The sequence below is a fragment of the Streptomyces sp. NPDC019937 genome, from assembly GCF_040631655.1.
Taxonomy (GTDB): Bacteria; Actinomycetota; Actinomycetes; order Streptomycetales; family Streptomycetaceae; genus Streptomyces.
In genome coordinates this window covers 24,224-41,608 of sequence record NZ_JBEYAL010000003.1, presented here as the reverse complement: position 1 = coordinate 41,608, position 17,385 = coordinate 24,224, and the positions used below count along the sequence as shown (strand labels likewise).

Annotated in this window: 20 protein-coding genes and 1 riboswitch; of the genes, 12 read left to right on the top strand and 8 right to left on the bottom strand. The window is 70.1% G+C overall.

What is annotated here, in order from left to right; translation table 11 throughout:
* The first annotated feature begins 41 nt into the window (after positions 1 to 41).
* Positions 42 to 183: riboswitch (SAM riboswitch) on the top strand.
* A gap of 17 nt (positions 184 to 200) precedes the next feature.
* From thrC to groL, 4 genes are all read left to right on the top strand, one after another.
* Positions 201 to 1,517, top strand: coding sequence for a threonine synthase (gene thrC, locus ABZ562_RS03380; protein WP_361473368.1), 1,317 nt, complete (start codon positions 201 to 203; stop codon positions 1,515 to 1,517).
* Positions 1,514 to 1,792, top strand: coding sequence for a MoaD/ThiS family protein (locus ABZ562_RS03375; RefSeq protein WP_009716981.1), 279 nt, complete (start codon positions 1,514 to 1,516; stop codon positions 1,790 to 1,792). Before thrC ends, ABZ562_RS03375 begins: the two co-directional genes overlap by 4 nt.
* 431 nt (positions 1,793 to 2,223) lie before the next feature.
* On the top strand, positions 2,224 to 2,430 hold the full coding sequence (locus ABZ562_RS03370; RefSeq protein WP_009716982.1) for a cold-shock protein: 207 nt from the start codon (positions 2,224 to 2,226) through the stop codon (positions 2,428 to 2,430).
* Between the two features lie 319 nt (positions 2,431 to 2,749).
* On the top strand, positions 2,750 to 4,375 hold the full coding sequence (groL, locus tag ABZ562_RS03365) for a chaperonin GroEL (RefSeq protein ID WP_179935138.1): 1,626 nt from the start codon (positions 2,750 to 2,752) through the stop codon (positions 4,373 to 4,375).
* Between the two features lie 184 nt (positions 4,376 to 4,559).
* Here the strand turns inward: groL and murQ are convergent, their stop codons facing one another.
* Entirely contained in the window at positions 4,560 to 5,558 is a 999-nt protein-coding gene (gene murQ, locus ABZ562_RS03360) for an N-acetylmuramic acid 6-phosphate etherase (RefSeq protein WP_361473363.1), read from the bottom strand.
* A gap of 90 nt (positions 5,559 to 5,648) precedes the next feature.
* Entirely contained in the window at positions 5,649 to 6,581 is a 933-nt protein-coding gene (locus tag ABZ562_RS03355) for a MurR/RpiR family transcriptional regulator (RefSeq protein WP_361473360.1), read from the bottom strand.
* Positions 6,582 to 6,694: 113 nt separating this feature from the next.
* On the opposite strand from ABZ562_RS03355, the gene ABZ562_RS03350 reads away from it, so the two are divergent.
* Positions 6,695 to 7,051 carry a hypothetical protein gene (locus tag ABZ562_RS03350; RefSeq protein ID WP_361473357.1) on the top strand — a complete coding sequence of 119 codons (357 nt, stop codon included), beginning with the start codon at positions 6,695 to 6,697 and terminating at the stop codon, positions 7,049 to 7,051.
* Positions 7,051 to 7,341, top strand: a complete 291-nt coding sequence (locus ABZ562_RS03345; protein WP_361473355.1) for a DUF4031 domain-containing protein — start codon at positions 7,051 to 7,053, stop codon at positions 7,339 to 7,341. The genes ABZ562_RS03350 and ABZ562_RS03345 overlap by 1 nt, the downstream gene beginning before the upstream one ends.
* A gap of 29 nt (positions 7,342 to 7,370) precedes the next feature.
* On the opposite strand, the gene ABZ562_RS03340 is transcribed toward ABZ562_RS03345, so the two are convergent.
* Both ABZ562_RS03340 and ABZ562_RS03335 read right to left on the bottom strand, forming a co-directional pair.
* The gene (locus tag ABZ562_RS03340; RefSeq protein ID WP_361473352.1) at positions 7,371 to 8,030 is read right to left on the bottom strand and encodes a response regulator transcription factor; all 660 of its coding nucleotides are present in this window, start codon (positions 8,028 to 8,030) and stop codon (positions 7,371 to 7,373) included.
* Between the two features lie 11 nt (positions 8,031 to 8,041).
* A complete protein-coding gene (locus tag ABZ562_RS03335) occupies positions 8,042 to 9,019 on the bottom strand; it encodes a histidine kinase (RefSeq protein ID WP_361473349.1) in 978 nt (325 codons plus the stop codon).
* Positions 9,020 to 9,447: 428 nt separating this feature from the next.
* On the opposite strand from ABZ562_RS03335, the gene ABZ562_RS03330 reads away from it, so the two are divergent.
* Together ABZ562_RS03330 and ABZ562_RS03325 are read left to right on the top strand one after the other, a co-directional pair.
* Positions 9,448 to 9,645 (top strand): hypothetical protein, encoded by a 198-nt coding sequence (locus tag ABZ562_RS03330; protein ID WP_361473347.1) that lies wholly within the window; start codon positions 9,448 to 9,450, stop codon positions 9,643 to 9,645.
* Between the two features lie 252 nt (positions 9,646 to 9,897).
* Positions 9,898 to 11,247: a cation:proton antiporter gene (locus tag ABZ562_RS03325; RefSeq protein WP_361473344.1), complete on the top strand. Its 1,350-nt coding sequence runs from the start codon at positions 9,898 to 9,900 to the stop codon at positions 11,245 to 11,247.
* Between the two features lie 61 nt (positions 11,248 to 11,308).
* Here ABZ562_RS03325 and ABZ562_RS03320 read toward each other — a convergent pair whose 3' ends face one another.
* Entirely contained in the window at positions 11,309 to 12,550 is a 1,242-nt protein-coding gene (locus ABZ562_RS03320) for a Cmx/CmrA family chloramphenicol efflux MFS transporter (protein WP_361473341.1), read from the bottom strand.
* Between the two features lie 187 nt (positions 12,551 to 12,737).
* On the opposite strand from ABZ562_RS03320, the gene ABZ562_RS03315 reads away from it, so the two are divergent.
* Both ABZ562_RS03315 and ABZ562_RS03310 read left to right on the top strand, forming a co-directional pair.
* Entirely contained in the window at positions 12,738 to 14,126 is a 1,389-nt protein-coding gene (locus ABZ562_RS03315; RefSeq protein WP_361473338.1) for a DUF222 domain-containing protein, read from the top strand.
* Between the two features lie 9 nt (positions 14,127 to 14,135).
* A complete protein-coding gene (locus ABZ562_RS03310; protein ID WP_361473335.1) occupies positions 14,136 to 14,384 on the top strand; it encodes a hypothetical protein in 249 nt (82 codons plus the stop codon).
* On the opposite strand, the gene ABZ562_RS03305 is transcribed toward ABZ562_RS03310, so the two are convergent.
* The gene (locus ABZ562_RS03305; protein ID WP_361473332.1) at positions 14,360 to 14,698 is read right to left on the bottom strand and encodes a hypothetical protein; all 339 of its coding nucleotides are present in this window, start codon (positions 14,696 to 14,698) and stop codon (positions 14,360 to 14,362) included. The two genes, ABZ562_RS03310 and ABZ562_RS03305, sit on opposite strands and share 25 nt — an antisense overlap.
* A gap of 171 nt (positions 14,699 to 14,869) precedes the next feature.
* Here ABZ562_RS03305 and ABZ562_RS03300 point away from each other — a divergent pair, with 171 nt between their 5' ends.
* On the top strand, positions 14,870 to 15,700 hold the full coding sequence (locus ABZ562_RS03300) for a helix-turn-helix transcriptional regulator (RefSeq protein ID WP_361473330.1): 831 nt from the start codon (positions 14,870 to 14,872) through the stop codon (positions 15,698 to 15,700).
* Positions 15,697 to 15,921: a DUF397 domain-containing protein gene (locus ABZ562_RS03295; protein ID WP_361473327.1), complete on the top strand. Its 225-nt coding sequence runs from the start codon at positions 15,697 to 15,699 to the stop codon at positions 15,919 to 15,921. The genes ABZ562_RS03300 and ABZ562_RS03295 overlap by 4 nt, the downstream gene beginning before the upstream one ends.
* A 99-nt stretch (positions 15,922 to 16,020) precedes the next feature.
* Here ABZ562_RS03295 and ABZ562_RS03290 read toward each other — a convergent pair whose 3' ends face one another.
* Both ABZ562_RS03290 and ABZ562_RS03285 read right to left on the bottom strand, forming a co-directional pair.
* Positions 16,021 to 16,386 carry a pyridoxamine 5'-phosphate oxidase family protein gene (locus tag ABZ562_RS03290; protein WP_361473324.1) on the bottom strand — a complete coding sequence of 122 codons (366 nt, stop codon included), beginning with the start codon at positions 16,384 to 16,386 and terminating at the stop codon, positions 16,021 to 16,023.
* A 320-nt stretch (positions 16,387 to 16,706) separates the two neighbouring features.
* Positions 16,707 to 17,354 (bottom strand): hypothetical protein, encoded by a 648-nt coding sequence (locus ABZ562_RS03285; RefSeq protein WP_361473321.1) that lies wholly within the window; start codon positions 17,352 to 17,354, stop codon positions 16,707 to 16,709.
* Between the last annotated feature and the right edge of the window lie 31 nt (positions 17,355 to 17,385).

Below are 17,385 nucleotides of genomic sequence, written 5' to 3'. Positions count from 1 at the left end.
CCGTGCGGACAAACGCCCCGGGTCCGGCCCGGCGGCCATACCGCTCATCCAGAGGGGCAGAGGGAACGGCCCGTTGAAGCCCCGGCAACCCTCCAGCTGGTCTCGTTCACTGCGGCGAGGCTCCCAGCTCGGGAAGGTGCCAATTCCGTCTCGTGGCGAAATGCGTCCCGAGGAAGATGAGGAGAAAGGGCCTCGCCTCCATGGCTGTGCAATCCGTAGAAAGCTCAACCAACTCCGCCGCCGCTGATTCCCCGGCGTCCTCCGCTTCCGCCGCCTTCGGTCCCGCCGTCGCCCTGTCCTGCCGCGAGTGCGGTGAGCGCTTCGACCTCGGTCCCATCTTCGCGTGCGCGTCGTGTTTCGGGCCGCTGGAGGTCGCGTACGACCTTCCGAGCGGCGACCCCGAGGGGCTGCGGCGGCAGATCGAGGCCGGTCCCGACAACATCTGGCGCTACGCGCCGCTGCTGCCCGTCCCCGCCGACGTGGCCACGCTCCCCAGCCTGAGCCCGGGCTTCACCCAGCTCGTCAAGGCCGACCGGCTCGCCCGTGAGCTGGGCATCACCGGTGAGCTGCACGTCAAGGACGACTCCGGCAACCCGACCCACTCCTTCAAGGACCGGGTCGTCGCCATCGCCGTCCAGGCGGCCCGCACCTTCGGCTTCACCACCCTGTCCTGCTCCTCCACCGGCAACCTGGCCGGCGCGGTGGGCGCCGCGGCCGCCCGTTCCGGCTTCCGCTCGTGCGTCTTCATCCCGCACGACCTGGAGGCGGGCAAGGTCGTCATGGCCGCCGTCTACGGCGGTGACCTGGTCGGCATCGAGGGCACGTACGACGACGTCAACCGCTTCTGCAGCGAGCTGATCGGCGACCCGGTGGGCGAGGGCTGGGGCTTCGTCAACGTCAACCTGCGGCCGTACTACGGCGAGGGCTCCAAGACCCTGGCGTACGAGATCTGCGAGCAGCTCGGCTGGCGGCTGCCGGACCAGATCGTCATCCCGATCGCCTCCGGCTCCCAGCTCACCAAGATCGACAAGGGGCTCAAGGAGCTGATCGCGCTCGGTCTGGTCGAGGACAAGCCGTACAAGATCTTCGGCGCCCAGGCCGAGGGCTGCTCCCCGGTCTCCACCGCCTTCAAGGCGGGCCACGACGTGGTGCGCCCGCAGAAGCCGAACACCATCGCCAAGTCGCTGGCCATCGGCAACCCGGCGGACGGCCCGTACGTCCTGGACATCGCGCGCCGCACCGGCGGGGCGGTGGAGGACGTCACCGACGAGCAGGTGGTCGACGCGATCAAGCTGCTCGCCCGCACCGAGGGGATCTTCGCGGAGACCGCGGGCGGTGTGACCGTCGGCGTGACCAGGAAGCTGATCGAGGACGGACTGCTCGACCCGTCCCTGACGACCGTCGTCCTGAACACCGGCGACGGCCTCAAGACCCTCGACGCGGTGGCCCCCACCACGGGCCCCTCCGCCATCATCCGACCCACCCTTGACTCGTTCCGAGAGGCTGGCCTCGCATGAGCGTCAACGTCCGAATCCCGACCATCCTGCGTACCTACACCGGCGGCCAGGCCGAGGTCAGCGCCGAGGGCGCGACCCTCGCCGAGGTCCTGGCGGACCTGGAGAAGAACCACGCGGGCATCTCCGCCCGCGTCCTGGACGACACCGGCAAGCTGCGCCGCTTCGTGAACGTCTACGTCAACGACGACGACGTGCGGTTCGCCGAGGGCCTGGGCACGGCCACGCCGGACGGCGCCGGGGTGTCGATCATCCCCGCCGTCGCGGGTGGCTGCTGACGCCCCATCACCCCTCTCACCTCTGGAAATCGCCCCGTCCGGGAAGAAACGGACGGGGCGATTCCGCGTGTGGAATCGCGATAGAGTTGCCCCGCCCCGACCAAGGGGCGCGGGCTTCCCCATCGGCCCCGGCGCCGGAACCGCATATGAGAACTCGTCAACTTGTGCGCAAACTGTGTGCGCGATTTGTCGGGTTGGTACCCTATGTCCCGCCGGGTTTGCCCGAACTTCACAAGAATTCTCCACTTATTACCGATCGGCCGTGCCCAGAATTCTCGTCCAATTGACCTGTTGCAGAGGGCGTTGGGACGGATACATTCAGCGGCGGTCGACGCGTTCCGGCGCACACCCCCCTCGACTCGGGGGGTGAGGTCTGACCCGGGTCCGCGGAGTGCGGTCCTGCGCAAGGGCCAGCAATAGGGGAGTTAGGAATGGCTCAGGGCACCGTCAAGTGGTTCAACGCGGAGAAGGGGTACGGCTTCATCGCGGTCGACGGTGGTGCGGACGTGTTCGTCCACTACAGTGCGATCCAGATGGACGGTTACCGCACCCTCGAGGAAGGCCAGCGGGTCGAGTTCGAGATCTCGCAGGGCCAGAAGGGCCCGCAGGCGGACATGGTCCGCGTGGCCGTAGGCTGACGCGCCGAACGCGAGGCAGCTGACTGAAATGCCGGAGGGCCCGTACCCCGCGAGGGGGCGGGCCCTCTGGCATGTCCGCGGGAGTCCGGCCCCCGGGCTCTCCCGTGGCTCCCTTGACGCCCGTCGGGCGCTTGCACTCTCATGGGGCGAGTGCTAATTATTGCGTTAGCACTCTGAAGGTGAGAGTGACAGAAGGATCGGGTCGGTGAGGCTCGCCGACGCCGCGCGGGGCAAGGAACCGCACGGTAGGCAGGCCGTCCGTCGCGGGCGCCAGGCGCGGTCCGGAGCAATCCACCCCGTCTTGGGAGGACCACTTCACATGGCCAAGATCATCGCGTTCGACGAGGAGGCGCGGCGCGGCCTCGAGCGCGGGATGAACCAGCTCGCCGACGCCGTCAAGGTCACCCTCGGCCCCAAGGGCCGTAACGTCGTCCTCGAGAAGAAGTGGGGCGCCCCCACGATCACCAACGATGGTGTGTCCATCGCCAAGGAGATCGAACTCGAGGACGCGTACGAGAAGATCGGCGCCGAGCTGGTCAAGGAGGTCGCGAAGAAGACGGACGACGTCGCCGGTGACGGCACGACGACCGCGACCGTCCTCGCCCAGGCGCTGGTCAAGGAGGGTCTGCGGAACGTTGCCGCGGGCGCCAACCCGATGGCCCTCAAGCGCGGCATCGAGAAGGCCGTCGAGGCCGTCTCCGCCCAGCTGCTCGAGCAGGCCAAGGACGTGGAGACCAAGGAGCAGATCGCCTCCACCGCCTCCATCTCCGCCGCCGACACCCAGATCGGCGAGCTCATCGCCGAGGCCATGGACAAGGTCGGCAAGGAAGGCGTCATCACCGTCGAGGAGTCGCAGACCTTCGGGCTCGAGCTCGAGCTCACCGAGGGCATGCGCTTCGACAAGGGCTACATCTCCCCGTACTTCGCGACGGACATGGAGCGTATGGAGGCGTCGCTCGACGACCCGTACATCCTGATCGTCAACTCGAAGATCACCAGCGTGAAGGACCTCCTCCCGCTGCTCGAGAAGGTCATGCAGTCCGGCAAGCCGCTGCTGATCATCGCCGAGGACATCGAGGGCGAGGCGCTGGCGACCCTGGTCGTCAACAAGATCCGTGGCACCTTCAAGTCCGTCGCCGTCAAGGCCCCGGGCTTCGGTGACCGCCGCAAGGCCATGCTCGGTGACATCGCCATCCTCACCGGTGGCACCGTCATCTCCGAGGAGGTCGGCCTCAAGCTGGAGAACGCGGGCATCGACCTGCTCGGCCGCGCCCGCAAGGTCACCGTCACCAAGGACGAGACCACCATCGTGGACGGCGCCGGCGACACCGACCAGGTGCAGGGCCGCGTCAACCAGATCCGCGCCGAGATCGAGTCCTCCGACTCGGACTACGACCGCGAGAAGCTCCAGGAGCGCCTGGCGAAGCTGGCCGGCGGCGTGGCCGTCATCAAGGCCGGTGCCGCGACCGAGGTCGAGCTGAAGGAGCGCAAGCACCGCATCGAGGACGCGGTGCGCAACGCCAAGGCCGCCGTCGAGGAGGGCATCGTCGCCGGTGGTGGCGTGGCCCTGCTGCAGACCGTCTCGGTCTTCGAGAAGCTGGAGCTCGAGGGCGACGAGGCCACCGGTGCCCAGGCCGTGCGCCTGGCCCTGGAGGCCCCGCTGAAGCAGATCGCCGTCAACGCCGGCCTCGAGGGCGGCGTCGTGGTGGAGAAGGTGCGCAACCTGACCCCCGGCCACGGCCTCAACGCCGCGACCGGCGAGTACATCGACCTGATCGCCGAGGGCATCATCGACCCGGCCAAGGTCACGCGCTCCGCGCTGCAGAACGCCGCGTCGATCGCCGCGCTGTTCCTCACCACCGAGGCCGTCATCGCCGACAAGCCGGAGAAGGCCGCTCCGGCGGGCGCCCCGGGCGGCATGCCGGGCGGTGACATGGACTTCTGATCGGCTTCGGCGCCCCGCGCGCCGGTCGGTCATACCGTCCACTGACGACGGCGGGGCGGCACCCTTTCTCCCAGGGGTGCCGCCCCGCCGCCGTGTTTTCCGCTGCTGTGTTTTCTGCTGCTGTGGCCTTTTGCCGTTGTGGCTTTGTGTGGCTATGGCTTCTTGCCGTTACGGCTTCTTGTCGTTACGGCTTCTTGTCGTCGTACCCCGCCGCTTCGAGGGCGGCCCGCAGATGGCCGTTCGCCTCGCCGAGCAGCTTCTCGGCGGTGGGCGCGTCCACGCCGCCGAGGATCGTGAGGATGGCGTTCTTGGCCTCCCAGCCGGTGGCCGCCAGCGCGCCCTCGATCCGCTCGTCCGGGGCGCCGGTCGCCAGCGAAACGATCCGGCGGGTGCGCGCCCGCAGCTTCTCGTTCGAGGCGCGCACGTCGACCATCAGATTCCCGAAGGTCTTGCCCAGCCGGATCATGGTGATGGTCGAGATCATGTTGAGCACGAGCTTCTGCGCCGTACCCGCCTTGAGCCGGGTGGAGCCGGTGAGCAGCTCCGGTCCGACGACCACCTCGACGCCGTGGTCGGCGGCCGCGGCGAGCGCCGAGCCCGCGTTGCACGACAGCCCGACCGTGAGCGCCCCGCGGCGGCGGGCGTGCTCGACGGCGCCCACGGCGTACGGGGTGCGGCCGGAGGCCGAGACGCCCACGACCGCGTCGTCCGGCCCGATCCCGATCCGGTCCAGGTCCTCGGCGGCCAGCTCCGCGCTGTCCTCCGCGCCCTCCACGGACGACACCACGGCGGTCTCCCCGCCCGCGATCAGCCCGACCACCCGGTCCGGCCGGGCGTTGAAGGTGGGCGGGCACTCGCTCGCGTCGAGCACCCCGAGCCGCCCGGCGGTGCCCGCGCCCGCGTAGACCAGCCGCCCGCCGCCCGCCATGCGCGCGGCGATGCCGTCGATGGCGGCGGCGATCCGGGGGAGCTGGGCGGCGACGGCGGCGGGGACCCCGGCGTCCTCGGCGTTCATGACCCGGGCGATCTCGACCGTGTCGAGCCGGTCGATCTCGGCGAGTTCGGGGCGGAAGGCCTCGGTGGTGAGGGTCTCCAGCTGGGCGCGGAGCTGTTGCTGCGGTTGTTGAGGTCGCGGTTGTTGAGGTTGGTGTTGTTGAGGTTGCTGCTCGGCGGCGGACGTCATGGCGAAGCGGCTCTTTCCCTACGTGAGCGTGACGGTGGGGGGGGTGGTGGCGACGGCGCGCGAGCGCCGGTCGGTCTCAGCGGTGGCTTTTCAGCGGTGGCGCGGGCGGGGGTCGTGCCGGTGCGCGAGCGCCTCGTACGAGGCGGACAGGGCGGGCGCCGCGCTCTCGTACGTGCGCTGCGCCACGCCTATGAACAGGCAGTCCACCACCAGCAGCTGGCTGGTGCGGCTGGACATGGCCGCCGGGCGCAGCTCGCTCTCGCGCGCGGTGGAGGTGGTGAGGACGAGGTCCGCGTACTGCGCGATCTCGCCGTCGGGACGGCCGGTGATCGCGATGGTGGTCGCGCCGCGCTCGAAGGCGACGCGCAGTGGCTCGATGACGTCCGTGGTCCGCCCCGAATGGGTGATCGCGAGCGCGACGTCGCGGGAGTGGAGCTGTACGGCGTTGGTGACGGCCAGGTGGGGATCGGCGTGCGCGTGCGCGATGAGGCCGATCCGCAGCAGCTTCTGGACCAGGTCCTGGGCGACCAGGTTCGACGCGCCGATGCCGTACACGTCGATCCGGCGGGCGGCGGCGACCGCGGCGACCGCGGCCTCGACCTGGCCGGTGTCGAGCCCGGCGGCGGTGTCGGCCAGACACTGCTGCTCCTCCTGCGCGAGCTTGGCGATGACGTCACCGATCGGGTCGTCGACCGCGATGTCCGCCGTGACGGCCGGGGCCCGGCCCGCGGCCTGCTGCGCGGCGAGCGCGGCGAGCGCCAGGCGCAGATCGCGGTATCCGGGGTAGCCGAGCAGCCGGGAGGTGCGCACGACGGTGGCTTCGCTGGTACCGGTGCGCTCGGCGAGCCCGGTGACGGTGAGCGCCGCGCAGCCCGCCGGGTCGCCCGCGACGGCCTCGGCGACCCGCTGCATCGAGCGGGTCATGGAGGGGCCCAGGGTGCGGACCTTCGCCGCGAGCGCGGAGGGGGCGGGCACGGCGGGGTCGGTGAGGGGAGTGAAAGTTTCCTTCAACTTGCTACTCACATCTGAAAACTATTTCCGGCCAGGAGGCCCGTCAAGACTGCGCGCGGAGGGCTTTCATGCGCCTCCCCCGCGCGGGAAGGCGGCGCGACGAAGCAAAGGTGACAATGGGACCCATGAAGCTCGAACACGCACTGCACGCGGCACGGGCGCTCGTCCTGGCCGACCTCGCGGCGGGAGACGTCGCCCACGCCGACATCGTCTCGCTCGTCGAGGACGCCATCACGCACCGCCGCTGGTGGGTCGAGCAATGGCCGGAAGGCGTGGCGTACGTCGCCGGTCTGGTCGCCCAGGACGTCCAGGACGCCCTGCTGGAGCGCTACGGCCGCTGGCCCCTGTGCCCGGTCTGCACCCGGGGCGGCGATCTCCACGCCCTCGATGTGGAACCCGAACTGGGCCCCGACCCGCACTGGGTCTGCGGCAAGACCGCGGTCGCGGTGGCCCCCGTGGGCTCGTTGGGGACCACCCTCTGATGGCCGTACTGATCGACCCGCCCTCGTGGCCGGGCCATGGCCGCATGTGGTCCCACCTGGTGAGCGACGTCTCGTACGACGAACTCCACGCCTTCGCCACCCGCATCGGCGCCCCGCGCCGCGGCTTCGACCGCGACCACTACGACGTCCCCAGCGACCTCTACGCGCGGGCGGTGCGGGCGGGCGCTGAGGAGGTCGGCAGCAAGGAGCTGCTGCGCAGGCTCACGGCGGCGGGCCTGCGCCGCCGCCGGGCGCGCGGGGCGGACCACAGGGACCGGGCGGGGGAGTGAGTGCTCCGGCACGGCCGGGCTACGGCGGGCTACGGTTCGATCAGACCGACGCGGATCGCGTAACGGGTCAGCTCCAGCCGGTCCTTCAGGCCGAGTTTCTGCAACAGGTTGGCGCGGTGGCGTTCGACGGTCTTGACGCTGATGACGAGCAGTTCGGCGATCTGCTGTGAGCTGTGCCCCTCGGCGACCAGCTTGAGGATCTCCTCCTCGCGGCTGGTGATGGGCCGTTCGGGGATGTCCTCGCCCTCCCGGAGCCGGCCCAGGTAGTTGCGGATGAGGGCGTTGACGGCGCCGGGATAGAGGAAGGGCTCGCCCCGCATGGTGGCGCGGCAGGCCTCGACGAGGTCGCGGTCGGCGACGGACTTCAGGACGTAGCCGGAGGCCCCGGCCGCCAGCGCCTCGAAGAAGTACTGCTCGTTGTCGTACATGGTCAGGATCAGGATGCGCGTCTCCGGTCGGCTGCGGGCCAGTTCACGGGCGGCCTGGAGCCCGGTCAGCCGGGGCATGGCGATGTCGAGGATCGCCAGGTCCGGCCGGTGTGCGCGGGCGGCCTCGACCGCTTCGGCGCCGTCTCCGGCCTCGGCGACGACGGTGAGGCCGGGCTCGCCCTCGAGGATGAGGCGGACCCCGCGGCGGACCAGCGCGTGGTCGTCGGCGAGGAGGATGCGGGTGGGGTGCGCCTCGGGCATGTCGGGCATGGTCACTGGCTCCGGTGGGCGCGGGGACGGTCAGGGGCACTGGCTCCGGTGGGGGCGGGGACCGTCAGGGTCACGGTGGTGCCGCCTCCGGGGGCGGGCCCGAGGGCGAGCTCGGCGCCGATGAGCAGGGCGCGTTCGCGCATGCCGCGGATGCCGGCGCCCTCGGTGGTGCCCAGGCCCCGACCGTCGTCGCGGACGCGCAGTTCGATACCCGCGGGGGTGCGGGTGAGAGCGACGTCCACGCGGCGGGCGTCGGCGTGGCGCGCGGCGTTGGTCAGGCTTTCCTGGGCGACGCGGTAGAGGACGAGTTCGGTCTTGTCGTCCAGCGGCGGCAGATCGCCGGCGATGCGGTGGCGTACGACCAAGGTGGCGCTGGTGAACTCGTTGGTGAGCGCCTTCAGGGCGCTGGTCAGGCCCAGTTCCTCCAGGACGCCCGGGCGTAGCCGTCGGGCGATGCGGCGGATCTCGTCCAGGCTGGTGCGCGTGGTCTCCTGGACCTGACGCAGGTCATCGCGTAGGCCGGGCGGCGCGTGACCCGCGACGCGTTTGAGTTCGAGCAGGACGGCGGTGAGGGTCTGGCCGATCTCGTCGTGGAGTTCCTGGGCGATCCGGTGGCGTTCGGCCTCCTGGGCGGACAGGGCGCGGGCGGCGCTGGTGGCGCGTTCGGCCTCCAACCGGTCGAGCATGGCGTTGAACGTCATGATCAGCTCGGCGACATCGCCTTGCCCGCCCACGGCGGGCCGCTGTCCGGGGCGCAGCAGGTCGGTGGTGGTCATGGCCCGGGTGAGCCGCTTCAGCGGAGTGAGGCCGATGCGCACCAGCACGCCGTTGGCGATCAGCATCACGCCCAGCCCTCCGGTGAGGACGGCGGCCTCGGTGAGCAGGACCGGGGTGGAGACGGTGACCGGTCCGAGCAGCAGCGCGGCGGCCGCGATCAGTACCACGGCGTTGAGCAGGAAGATCCGCCAGAACAAGGACACTCCGTGCCGCCTCCCTCCCGCTGGTCCTGTGGCCCGGTGGCCGCCTCTTCTCTATCACCACCCCGGCCGGCCCCGCCCGGCCGGTGGGGCGGGTTTGTCCTGGCCGGGCCCGGGATGAGGGTTGGTCACCGGCGGAAATGGGTGTCGGCACCGATGGTGGGGCGTACGCGTGCAATGTGATCGTTGGCAGCGACACCCCGGAAAGCCGCCACCCGGTGGGAGGAGGAGCGATGGCAGAGCCCGGAGACCCCCCGCTGCACGAACTCGAGGAGCGGACGGCGCGCCGCGAACCGCGCTTCGCCCATGGCCTGGGGGCGGGACGGCCACGTCGGTCACGTTGTCGGTCACGTTGGTCATGTTGGCCACGTCGGTCACGTCGGTCACGTCGGTCACGTTGGCCACGTCGGCCTCGGGAGTACCGGCGTGCGGTGGCGTGGTCGCTGCTGGTCGTCTCCCTGGTGATGCAGGTGGCGGGGATGCTGCTGCCCGAGGGCCTGCTGCTCGCGGCGGGCCTGGTCATGGCGGGTACGGTCACGCGGCTGTTCGTGACCCCGCACGGCCACCGGCCGGGCCGGCTCTGGCCCCGGTTGCCGCTGCGCCCGGAGGGCGACGACGGGCGACGGTGACCGGGCCCCACCGCCGCGGCGGGCGTGCGAAGCGGTGCTCCCCGCCACGCCCCCACCCGCGGCGGCGGGCGTCCGAAGCGGCGCTCCCCGTCACGCCGGACACCAATGACCGTCCCTTGACGAAGAATGACCGCTCTTCGACGAAGTTGACCGCCCCTTGATGAAGTCGACCGCCCCTTGACGAAGGAGGACGCATCCACCCCGCTCGACGCGACACCCCGGCCTTCCGTCCGCCGACGAAGGTGGTGACCCGTGGGACACGCTGACACCCTGCTCGCCCTCGGCGGCGCCTTCCTCGCCGCCGCCTTCCTCGCCCGCCTGGGCAGCCGGATCGGGCTTCCGACCATCCCGCTGTTCATGCTCGCTGGGATTCTGCTGGGCCCGCACACCCCGGGGCTCGTCCTGGTCGAGAACGCGCATGACTTCGAAATGCTCTCGTCCCTGGGGCTGGTGCTGCTGCTGTTCTACCTGGGGCTGGAGTTCCACCTCGACGACCTCAGGAGCGGCGGTCGGCGTCTGCTGGCCGCGGGCGGTATCTACTTGCTGCTGAACGTCGGCGCCGGCCTCGGGTTCGGATTCGCCCTTGGCTGGGGCGCCCGGGAAGCCCTGGTGCTCGCGGGCGTGCTGGGCATCTCGTCCTCCGCGATCGTCACCAAGATCTTGATCGACCTGGGCCGTATCTCCCATCCCGAGACGCGCCTGATCCTGGGCGTCATCGTCGTGGAGGACATCTTTCTGGCGCTCTACCTGGCCACGCTCCAGCCTGTCATCAGCGGCGCCCAGGGCGTCCAGGAGACGGTCCTGCAGGCGGGCAAGGCCTTCGCGTTCCTGCTGGCGCTGGCGGCCGCGGCCCGCTACGGCACCCGGCTGGTCGGTCGTATGATCATGGTCCGCGACAACGAACTGCTGGTCATCAGTTTTCTCGGCACCGCGGTCCTCGTCGCAGGGGTCTCGGAAGTCCTCGGGGTCGCGGACGCCATCGGCGCCTTCATGGCCGGGCTGATCCTGGCGGGAACCCCCTCCGGACCGCGCATCCGCGAACTGGTGCACCCGCTGCGCGACGCCTTCGCCGCCATCTTCTTCTTCGCCTTCGGGCTGGCCATCGACCCCGGGGACATCGCGTCCGTCGCCGCCCCGGTGGCCGCCGCGGCGGCGCTGACCATCGTGATGAACGTCGTTGCCGGACTGCTCGTGGCGCGCCTGTACCGCTACGGGCCCGAGCCCGCCGCCGAGATCGCCACCACGCTCCTGGCGCGCGGGGAGTTCGCCCTGATCCTGGCCTCCATGGCGACCAGCGCCGGACTCGACGCCCGGCTGGCCCCGTTCATCGCCGGTTACGTCCTCGTCCTCGCGGTCCTCGGCCCGGTCGTCGCCGGGCGCGCGCACCTGCTCGCCCGCGGCCTGCGGTCGGCGCGCGCGGCCCTGCCCGGCCGTCGTCCAGCCCTCACTCCCACGGCCGACGGGTCGTACGCCGCCCCGCGCAGCGACCCGTACGCTGCCGCTGCCCGGCGCAGCGATCCGGCGGCCGTCCCCGCGGCACCGGACGCGCCCTGCGCCACCGGCCGCGGGGCCCCCGGCGCCGAGGCCCGGCCGCCGGGGTGACCTGGACCGGGCACGGGGCCGCTGCGGGGGCCCGCGGGGCCTGTGGGGGGGGCGATGGGACCTACCGGGTCCGCGACGGCGACGACGGCAAGGACTCCGCGGTGGTCGAGGAGTCGGCCGGTGGCGAGGTCACGATGACGCGGGACGCGCCCCGGCTCTGGTGCAGCCGCGCCGCGAACGCCGTCGTCACGATGCCCGTGCCGGCCAGCGCGGCGCCCGTCCAGGCCACCGCCGGATAGCCCCAGCCCGCGTCGATGACCAGGCCGCCGAGCCAGGGGCCCAGCGTGTTGCCGATGTTGAACGCGGACGTGGTGGTCGCGCCCGCGAGCGTCGGGGCGGCGTTCGCGACGTTGAACATGCGGGCGTTGAGCGCGGGCGCGGTGAAGAAGGCGGTGAAGCCGAGCAGCAGCGCCAGGCCCACGGCCGCGACCGGGCTGTGCGCGGTCAGCGCCAGGACGCTCAGCACCACCGTGGAGGCGGTGATGCCGCCGTACATCGTCCCGAACAGGTGCGCGTCCGCGATCCGCCCACCGACCATCGTGCCGATCAGCGCGCCGACCCCGAACAGGGCCAGCACGGTCGGCACCCAGCCCTCGTCCAGCCCCGCCACGTCGGTGAGCAGCGGCCCGAGGTACGAGAACAGGCAGAAGACCGCGCCTCCGCTCAGCGCGGTGGTGACCAGCGCGAGCCAGACCTGCCGGTCCCGGTAGATCCGCAATTCGGCCCGCAGCCGCGGCTGGTCCTCCCCGGTCGGTGCCTCGGTCCGCGGTACGAGCGCGATCACCCCGATCAGCCCGACCACCGACAGCCCGGCCACCGCCCAGAAGGCCGCCCGCCACCCGGCGTGCTGCCCCAGGAACGCCCCGGCCGGAACCCCGGCGATGTTCGCGATGCTGAGCCCGCCGACCATCACCGCCATGGCCCGCGCCCGCGCGTTGACCGGCACCAACGACACGGCCACCGAGGCCCCCACGGCCCAGAACCCGGCACACGCGAGCGCGCTCACCACCCGTGACGCGAACAACACCCCGTACGACGGCGCCACCGCGCCCGCGACCTGCCCGAGCCCGAAGACGGCGAGCAGCGCGATCAGTGTCGTCCGCCGCGGCAGCCGCAGGGTGGCCGCCGCCAGCACCGGCGCCCCGACCACCATCCCGACCGCGAACGCCGATATCAGCAGCCCGGCCGTGGGGATCGACACCCCCATGTCTGCTGCGACAGGTTGCAGCAGCCCGGACAGCATGAATTCGGAGGTCCCGAGGGCGAAGACGGACAGGCCAAGTACATAAACGGCGATGGGCATGCCGACGTCAACACCGCTGGGTTGTTGGCCATTCCTCGGCTGGAGCGTTCCGCATCTCCCGAACATTCACTCGAAGTGATGGTAGGGCGGCTATGAGCTGGTGACATCACGGAGAGTGATGAAGAATCGAGATGTGAACCCGCCGAGGGGAGGTGGGTGTTGAGGCATTACGGGGGGAGCGATCGCCATGCCGACCGCCATGGCCGAGGACATCACTGAGGACGCGACCGAGAACACGACCAACGAATTGAACGGCCCAGACCGCCTGGACGAATGGGCCGCCGGCCCAGACCGCCTGGACGAATGGGCCGCCCACCTCGCCGCCACCGCGCCGGGCCCGCACACCGCATCGGTTCTGCCGGTCCTGCGCGCGGAGGAGCTGTCGCACACCGGCCGCATCGATGCCCTGAAGGCACTGGAACGCCACGCCGCCTGGATCCAGGCCCAGCAGGCGGACATTCTCGCCGCGCTGGAATCCGACGCCTGGACCTCGATGCCACCGGCAGGATGGGATCGCAATACCGAGGCCGCGTGGAACTTCACCTGTGAGGAAGTGGCCTGTGCCCTGAAGCTGTCCGGCACGACGGCCGCCAAGCGCCTGGAAGTGGCGCGCCAGCTGGCCGGCCGTTACCCGCCCACACGCGCCCTCCTGGCCCAGGGTGAGATCTCCTACCTCCAGGCCGCAGCGGTCACCGAGGCCTGCGCCGTCCTCGCTCCCGAGGTCGCGGAGCAGGTCGAGGCGGCCGTGCTGCACAAGCTGCCGGCCATGACCACCGGCCAGACCCGCCGCGCCTTGGCCCGCGAGATCGTCCGGGCCGATCCCGACGGCGCCGAGGAGCGCCACCAAGCGCGCAAGCGACAGCGGCAGATGGTCCACTACCCGCAGGACGACGGCATGGCCATGTGGGGCGCGGTCCTCCCGGCCGAACAGGCCGCGGCCATGACCGCCGCCGTGGACAGCCACGCCGCCACCCTCCCCGACGAGGGTCGCACCCTCGAGCAGAAGCGGGTCGACGCCCTCTACGACCTCGTCGTCAATCGCAGCACCGCAAGCACCCCCGAACCCTCGGGCGGTCGCTCAGCGGCGGTGGTCCAGGTGACCGTTCCCCTGGACGTCCTGATCGGCGACACCGACGACCCCGCCCACCTCAAGGGCCATGGGTACATCACCGCCGGTCAGGCCCGCGGGGTCGCCTTCGCAGAAGGCACCGTCTGGCGTCGCCTGATCACCCATCCCACCACCGGGATGCTGATCAAAACCGACCCCACCACCTACAAGCCCACCGCCGAAGTCGAGCGCCACGTCGTCGCCCGCGACGCCCACTGCACCTTTCCCACCTGCAACATGCCCGCCCACCGCTGCGACCTCGACCACGTCGCACCCTTCAACCACACCGACCCCACCGCAGGAGGCCAAACCACCCCCGACAACCTCACCACCCTGTGCAGACGCCACCACCTGATGAAAACCCACCACCCCGGCTGGGCTCTGAAACGCGACTCCGAATCCGGCACCACCACGTGGACCGCCCCCACCGGCCACACCTACACCAACCACCCGCACGATTACCGGTGAGGGACCAGCATGACGGAATGGCAGATCAACCACGCCCCGGAGTGGAAGGTGCGGCGCATCGAGGACGGCGGCCTTGCCCTCCCGCTCCACATCAGCAGAGGCGATCAGCGCCTCGGCACCGCCGAGCTGCGGCTGACCCCCACCGCGGCGGAGCACCTGCACGCGGCCCTGTGCTACGCGCTCGACGGCCAGCTGCCGCCCACCGCCGCCCCGGACTGCCGCCAGCCGATCCGCTACCCGGGCCGCCGTTCGGGATGACTCGTGTCCACTTCATGTTCATGGGCACCGTCCTCGACATATGCGAGGAGTCGTCCACCCCTGCTCTCGGCGACCCGCAACGCGTCCGTCAAAGCTTCGACCAGTCGGCGGGCCAGGAAGCGAAGTTCCCCGATGCCCACCTTCTCGTCGTCGAGCAGCACCTTGGCGTGGCTGAGGAGTTGGGCACCCATGTCGAGTTGCAGTGCCTCGATCTCGTCTGCCCTCCGGCTCAACCGGCTGTTGTCGTCGTCAGTCGACAAGTAACAGGGCTTGCCCTCAGGGCTGGACCACGGCAGGAGGCGTAGGCCGTCCATGACATCAGCTCCACTCAGCTGTTTCCGGAAGCCCCAGATGGGCACCGTGTGTAGTCAATTGGTGACCAGGGCAACGCGGTAGCCAATAGAATGAAACGCCTTGAACGGCCGTGCGCAAGTCTGTGACCTGCTGTGATGCTGGCCGTGATCAGATAGCGAGAGGTCACAGCAGTGGACGAGACCACCCCACCCGCTCACTTGAATCCGCTCCAGCGCTTCGGCCGCGACGTCAAGCAGGTGCGTCTCGCACGCAAGCTCACGCAGAAGCGCCTGGGGCAGGCCGCCGGCTACTCGGAGGCGTACGTCAGCAGGGTGGAGGCCGGGAAGCTTCTGCCCAGACCGAGCGAGAAGTTCGCGAAGGGCTGCGACACCGCATTCGGCACGGGGCAGTTGTTCGCGGACATGCTCCGGAGGATCGACGAGGGCGACCACCCCTCGTGGTTCACCCCGTATCTCAACCTGGAGCGCAAGGCGTCACGGGTGCTGGACTACTCGGCGAACCTCGTGATCGGCATCCTTCAGACGAAGGACTACGCAGAGGCGATCTTCCGCGCGTACTTCTCGCAGGAAGAGGCCGAGGTGATCGAGGGCAAGGTCGCGGCGCGACTGAGTCGGCGGGAAGTGTTCGAACTGGAAACCCCGCCGCTCCTGTGGGTCATCCTCAACGAGGCGTGCCTACGAACGGTGGTAGGCGGTGCCGACGTCATGAGCGGGCAGCTTGAGTACCTGCTGACGGCTGCCGCGTCACCGCACATCACGCTTCAGGTCCTGCCGTTCTCGGCAGGCGCTCCAGCAGCACACGCGAAACCCTTCACTGTGTTGCGCTTCACGGACTCTCCCACGGTGCTCTACACCGAGACCCGGGTAGGAGGCAGGATGCACGACTCTCCTCAGGCGATCACATCAGCCCTGGATGACTATGATCTGCTCAGGGCGCATGCGCTATCCCCGGACCGATCACTCACCCTGATCAAGACCTTGGCGAAGGAGTACCGCGCATGAGTGCCGACTTGGATCTCACCGCTGCCGAGTGGAGCAAGTCCTCCTACAGCGACGCCAGTGGCGGCCAGTGCGTGGAGTTCTCCCGCACCTTCGCCCAGACCCACGGCACCGTCCCGGTCCGCGACTCCAAGGCCCCGCACGGCCCGGTGTTGACCTTCCCGGCAGAGGGCTGGTCGTCGTTCGTCTCCGGCCTCATACGCGAAGTGTTTGTCGCCGCTTGACTCAGGTGTCTTAGACGTTGCTTGTCATGGTGCTGTAGTTCGTTCATCGGTGTACGGCGGACTTGGCGACCCGGTTGTTTGAGGCAGCCGTTGTCGCAGTCACTGGGCCGTGCCGGTCAGCAACCAACGACGTACACGCACCTCCAGTAGCATCCGTGTACCTCCTGGGCGAGTGGGAGCGGTTACGTCCCACCCGTACTTCTCCTTGAACGCGGTCACGACCTCAGGCGGGAACCGGTCGCCGATCAGCGATACGTCGCCTTCGGCGACGACCGGGAACCGGCCGTCCTCCAAGGCGAGGGAGACGCGCGGTTCGGTCTGGACATTCCTGACCTTGATTGAGTTCTGATCGACACCGATCCACCATCTGGAGGTGTCGTAGACGAACCAGACGGGCGTCACATGCGCAGATCCATCCGGACGAACAGTGCACAGCCAGACGTTCCTCTCCTTGGCCAAGCGCATGCGGACGGCTGACCCTGGCACACTCGCAAGATCATTCACCCGTCCATTCGACCAATACTCCCGATGAAGCACATCGGGCTGTAGCGCGGACCAACGTCCTAGGTCTCAGCAGCCAATAGAAACGACCGCTTAGCTTGGGTTGCAACCGTCATTCCTGCGACGCGTATGAGCGGCAGACTGAAGTCGCCGGCGTCGACTCGTCAATGCCAATGTAGCGCTGAGCCTTGCCCTTGACCCATGGGTCAAGGCTTAGCGTCCGGCCATGAACGCGACTCATAGCCTTGTACGTCTGGCCCGCCGCCCGCTGATCGCCGAAATGGCTACGCGCCCAGCAGCTCCAGCTCCGTGGTCATGTTGCGGCGGGCCGCCGGTTCCCAGCGGTCGTGGCCGATCCGGGTGCGGAACAGGCAGGGCAGGCCCAGGAGGTGGCGGAGGACGTTGGCGCGGCCCTCGCGGAAGGTGTCGTCGGGGACGAAGGCGTACTCCTCGCGAACCGCTGCCGCGTACGCGCTGTAGGCCTCGGGCGAGCCCGCCAGCACGGCCAGGTCGGCGTCGCAGAGCACTTCGCCGTTGGTGTCGCCCTCGGCGGGGTCGTGGTCGGTGGTCAGGCGGACGAGGCGGGCGGTTTCGGTCACGCGGGCCTCCGGGACGCCCGCTTCCGGGAGGGCGCGTTCGGCGAGGCGGGCGCTGCGTTCCTCGTTGGTCGAGCGGTCGGGGAGGTAGACCGCGTCGTGGAACCAGGCGGCCAGGCGGATCGCGTCGGGGTCGGGCGCCTCGGTGTGTTCCAGCAGCTCGTCCACGCGGTCCAGCACGGCGATCAGGTGGTCGGTGGTGTGGTAGCGGCGCTGGGGTTCGGCCCAGCGGGAGAGGAGGTCGCGGCCGTAAGGGTCCGGGTCGGGGGTGGTGGTGTCGCGGGCGCTGTTGAGGAGGAGCGTCCAGCGGTTGAGGAGCGCGGGGTGGTCGGACATGGCCCCATTGTGCGGGGGTGCGGGGGTGCGG

Coding starts and splice junctions, on each gene's coding strand:
- thrC (WP_361473368.1), top strand. CDS start 201: ATGGCTGTGCAATCCGTAGAAAGCTCAACCAACTCCGCCGCCGCTGAT.
- ABZ562_RS03375 (WP_009716981.1), top strand. CDS start 1,514: ATGAGCGTCAACGTCCGAATCCCGACCATCCTGCGTACCTACACCGGC.
- ABZ562_RS03370 (WP_009716982.1), top strand. CDS start 2,224: ATGGCTCAGGGCACCGTCAAGTGGTTCAACGCGGAGAAGGGGTACGGC.
- groL (WP_179935138.1), top strand. CDS start 2,750: ATGGCCAAGATCATCGCGTTCGACGAGGAGGCGCGGCGCGGCCTCGAG.
- murQ (WP_361473363.1), bottom strand. CDS start 5,558: ATGACGTCCGCCGCCGAGCAGCAACCTCAACAACACCAACCTCAACAA.
- ABZ562_RS03350 (WP_361473357.1), top strand. CDS start 6,695: ATGAAGCTCGAACACGCACTGCACGCGGCACGGGCGCTCGTCCTGGCC.
- ABZ562_RS03345 (WP_361473355.1), top strand. CDS start 7,051: ATGGCCGTACTGATCGACCCGCCCTCGTGGCCGGGCCATGGCCGCATG.
- ABZ562_RS03340 (WP_361473352.1), bottom strand. CDS start 8,030: ATGCCCGAGGCGCACCCCACCCGCATCCTCCTCGCCGACGACCACGCG.
- ABZ562_RS03320 (WP_361473341.1), bottom strand. CDS start 12,550: ATGCCCATCGCCGTTTATGTACTTGGCCTGTCCGTCTTCGCCCTCGGG.
- ABZ562_RS03315 (WP_361473338.1), top strand. CDS start 12,738: ATGCCGACCGCCATGGCCGAGGACATCACTGAGGACGCGACCGAGAAC.
- ABZ562_RS03310 (WP_361473335.1), top strand. CDS start 14,136: ATGACGGAATGGCAGATCAACCACGCCCCGGAGTGGAAGGTGCGGCGC.
- ABZ562_RS03305 (WP_361473332.1), bottom strand. CDS start 14,698: ATGGACGGCCTACGCCTCCTGCCGTGGTCCAGCCCTGAGGGCAAGCCC.
- ABZ562_RS03295 (WP_361473327.1), top strand. CDS start 15,697: ATGAGTGCCGACTTGGATCTCACCGCTGCCGAGTGGAGCAAGTCCTCC.
- ABZ562_RS03290 (WP_361473324.1), bottom strand. CDS start 16,386: ATGCGCTTGGCCAAGGAGAGGAACGTCTGGCTGTGCACTGTTCGTCCG.
- ABZ562_RS03285 (WP_361473321.1), bottom strand. CDS start 17,354: ATGTCCGACCACCCCGCGCTCCTCAACCGCTGGACGCTCCTCCTCAAC.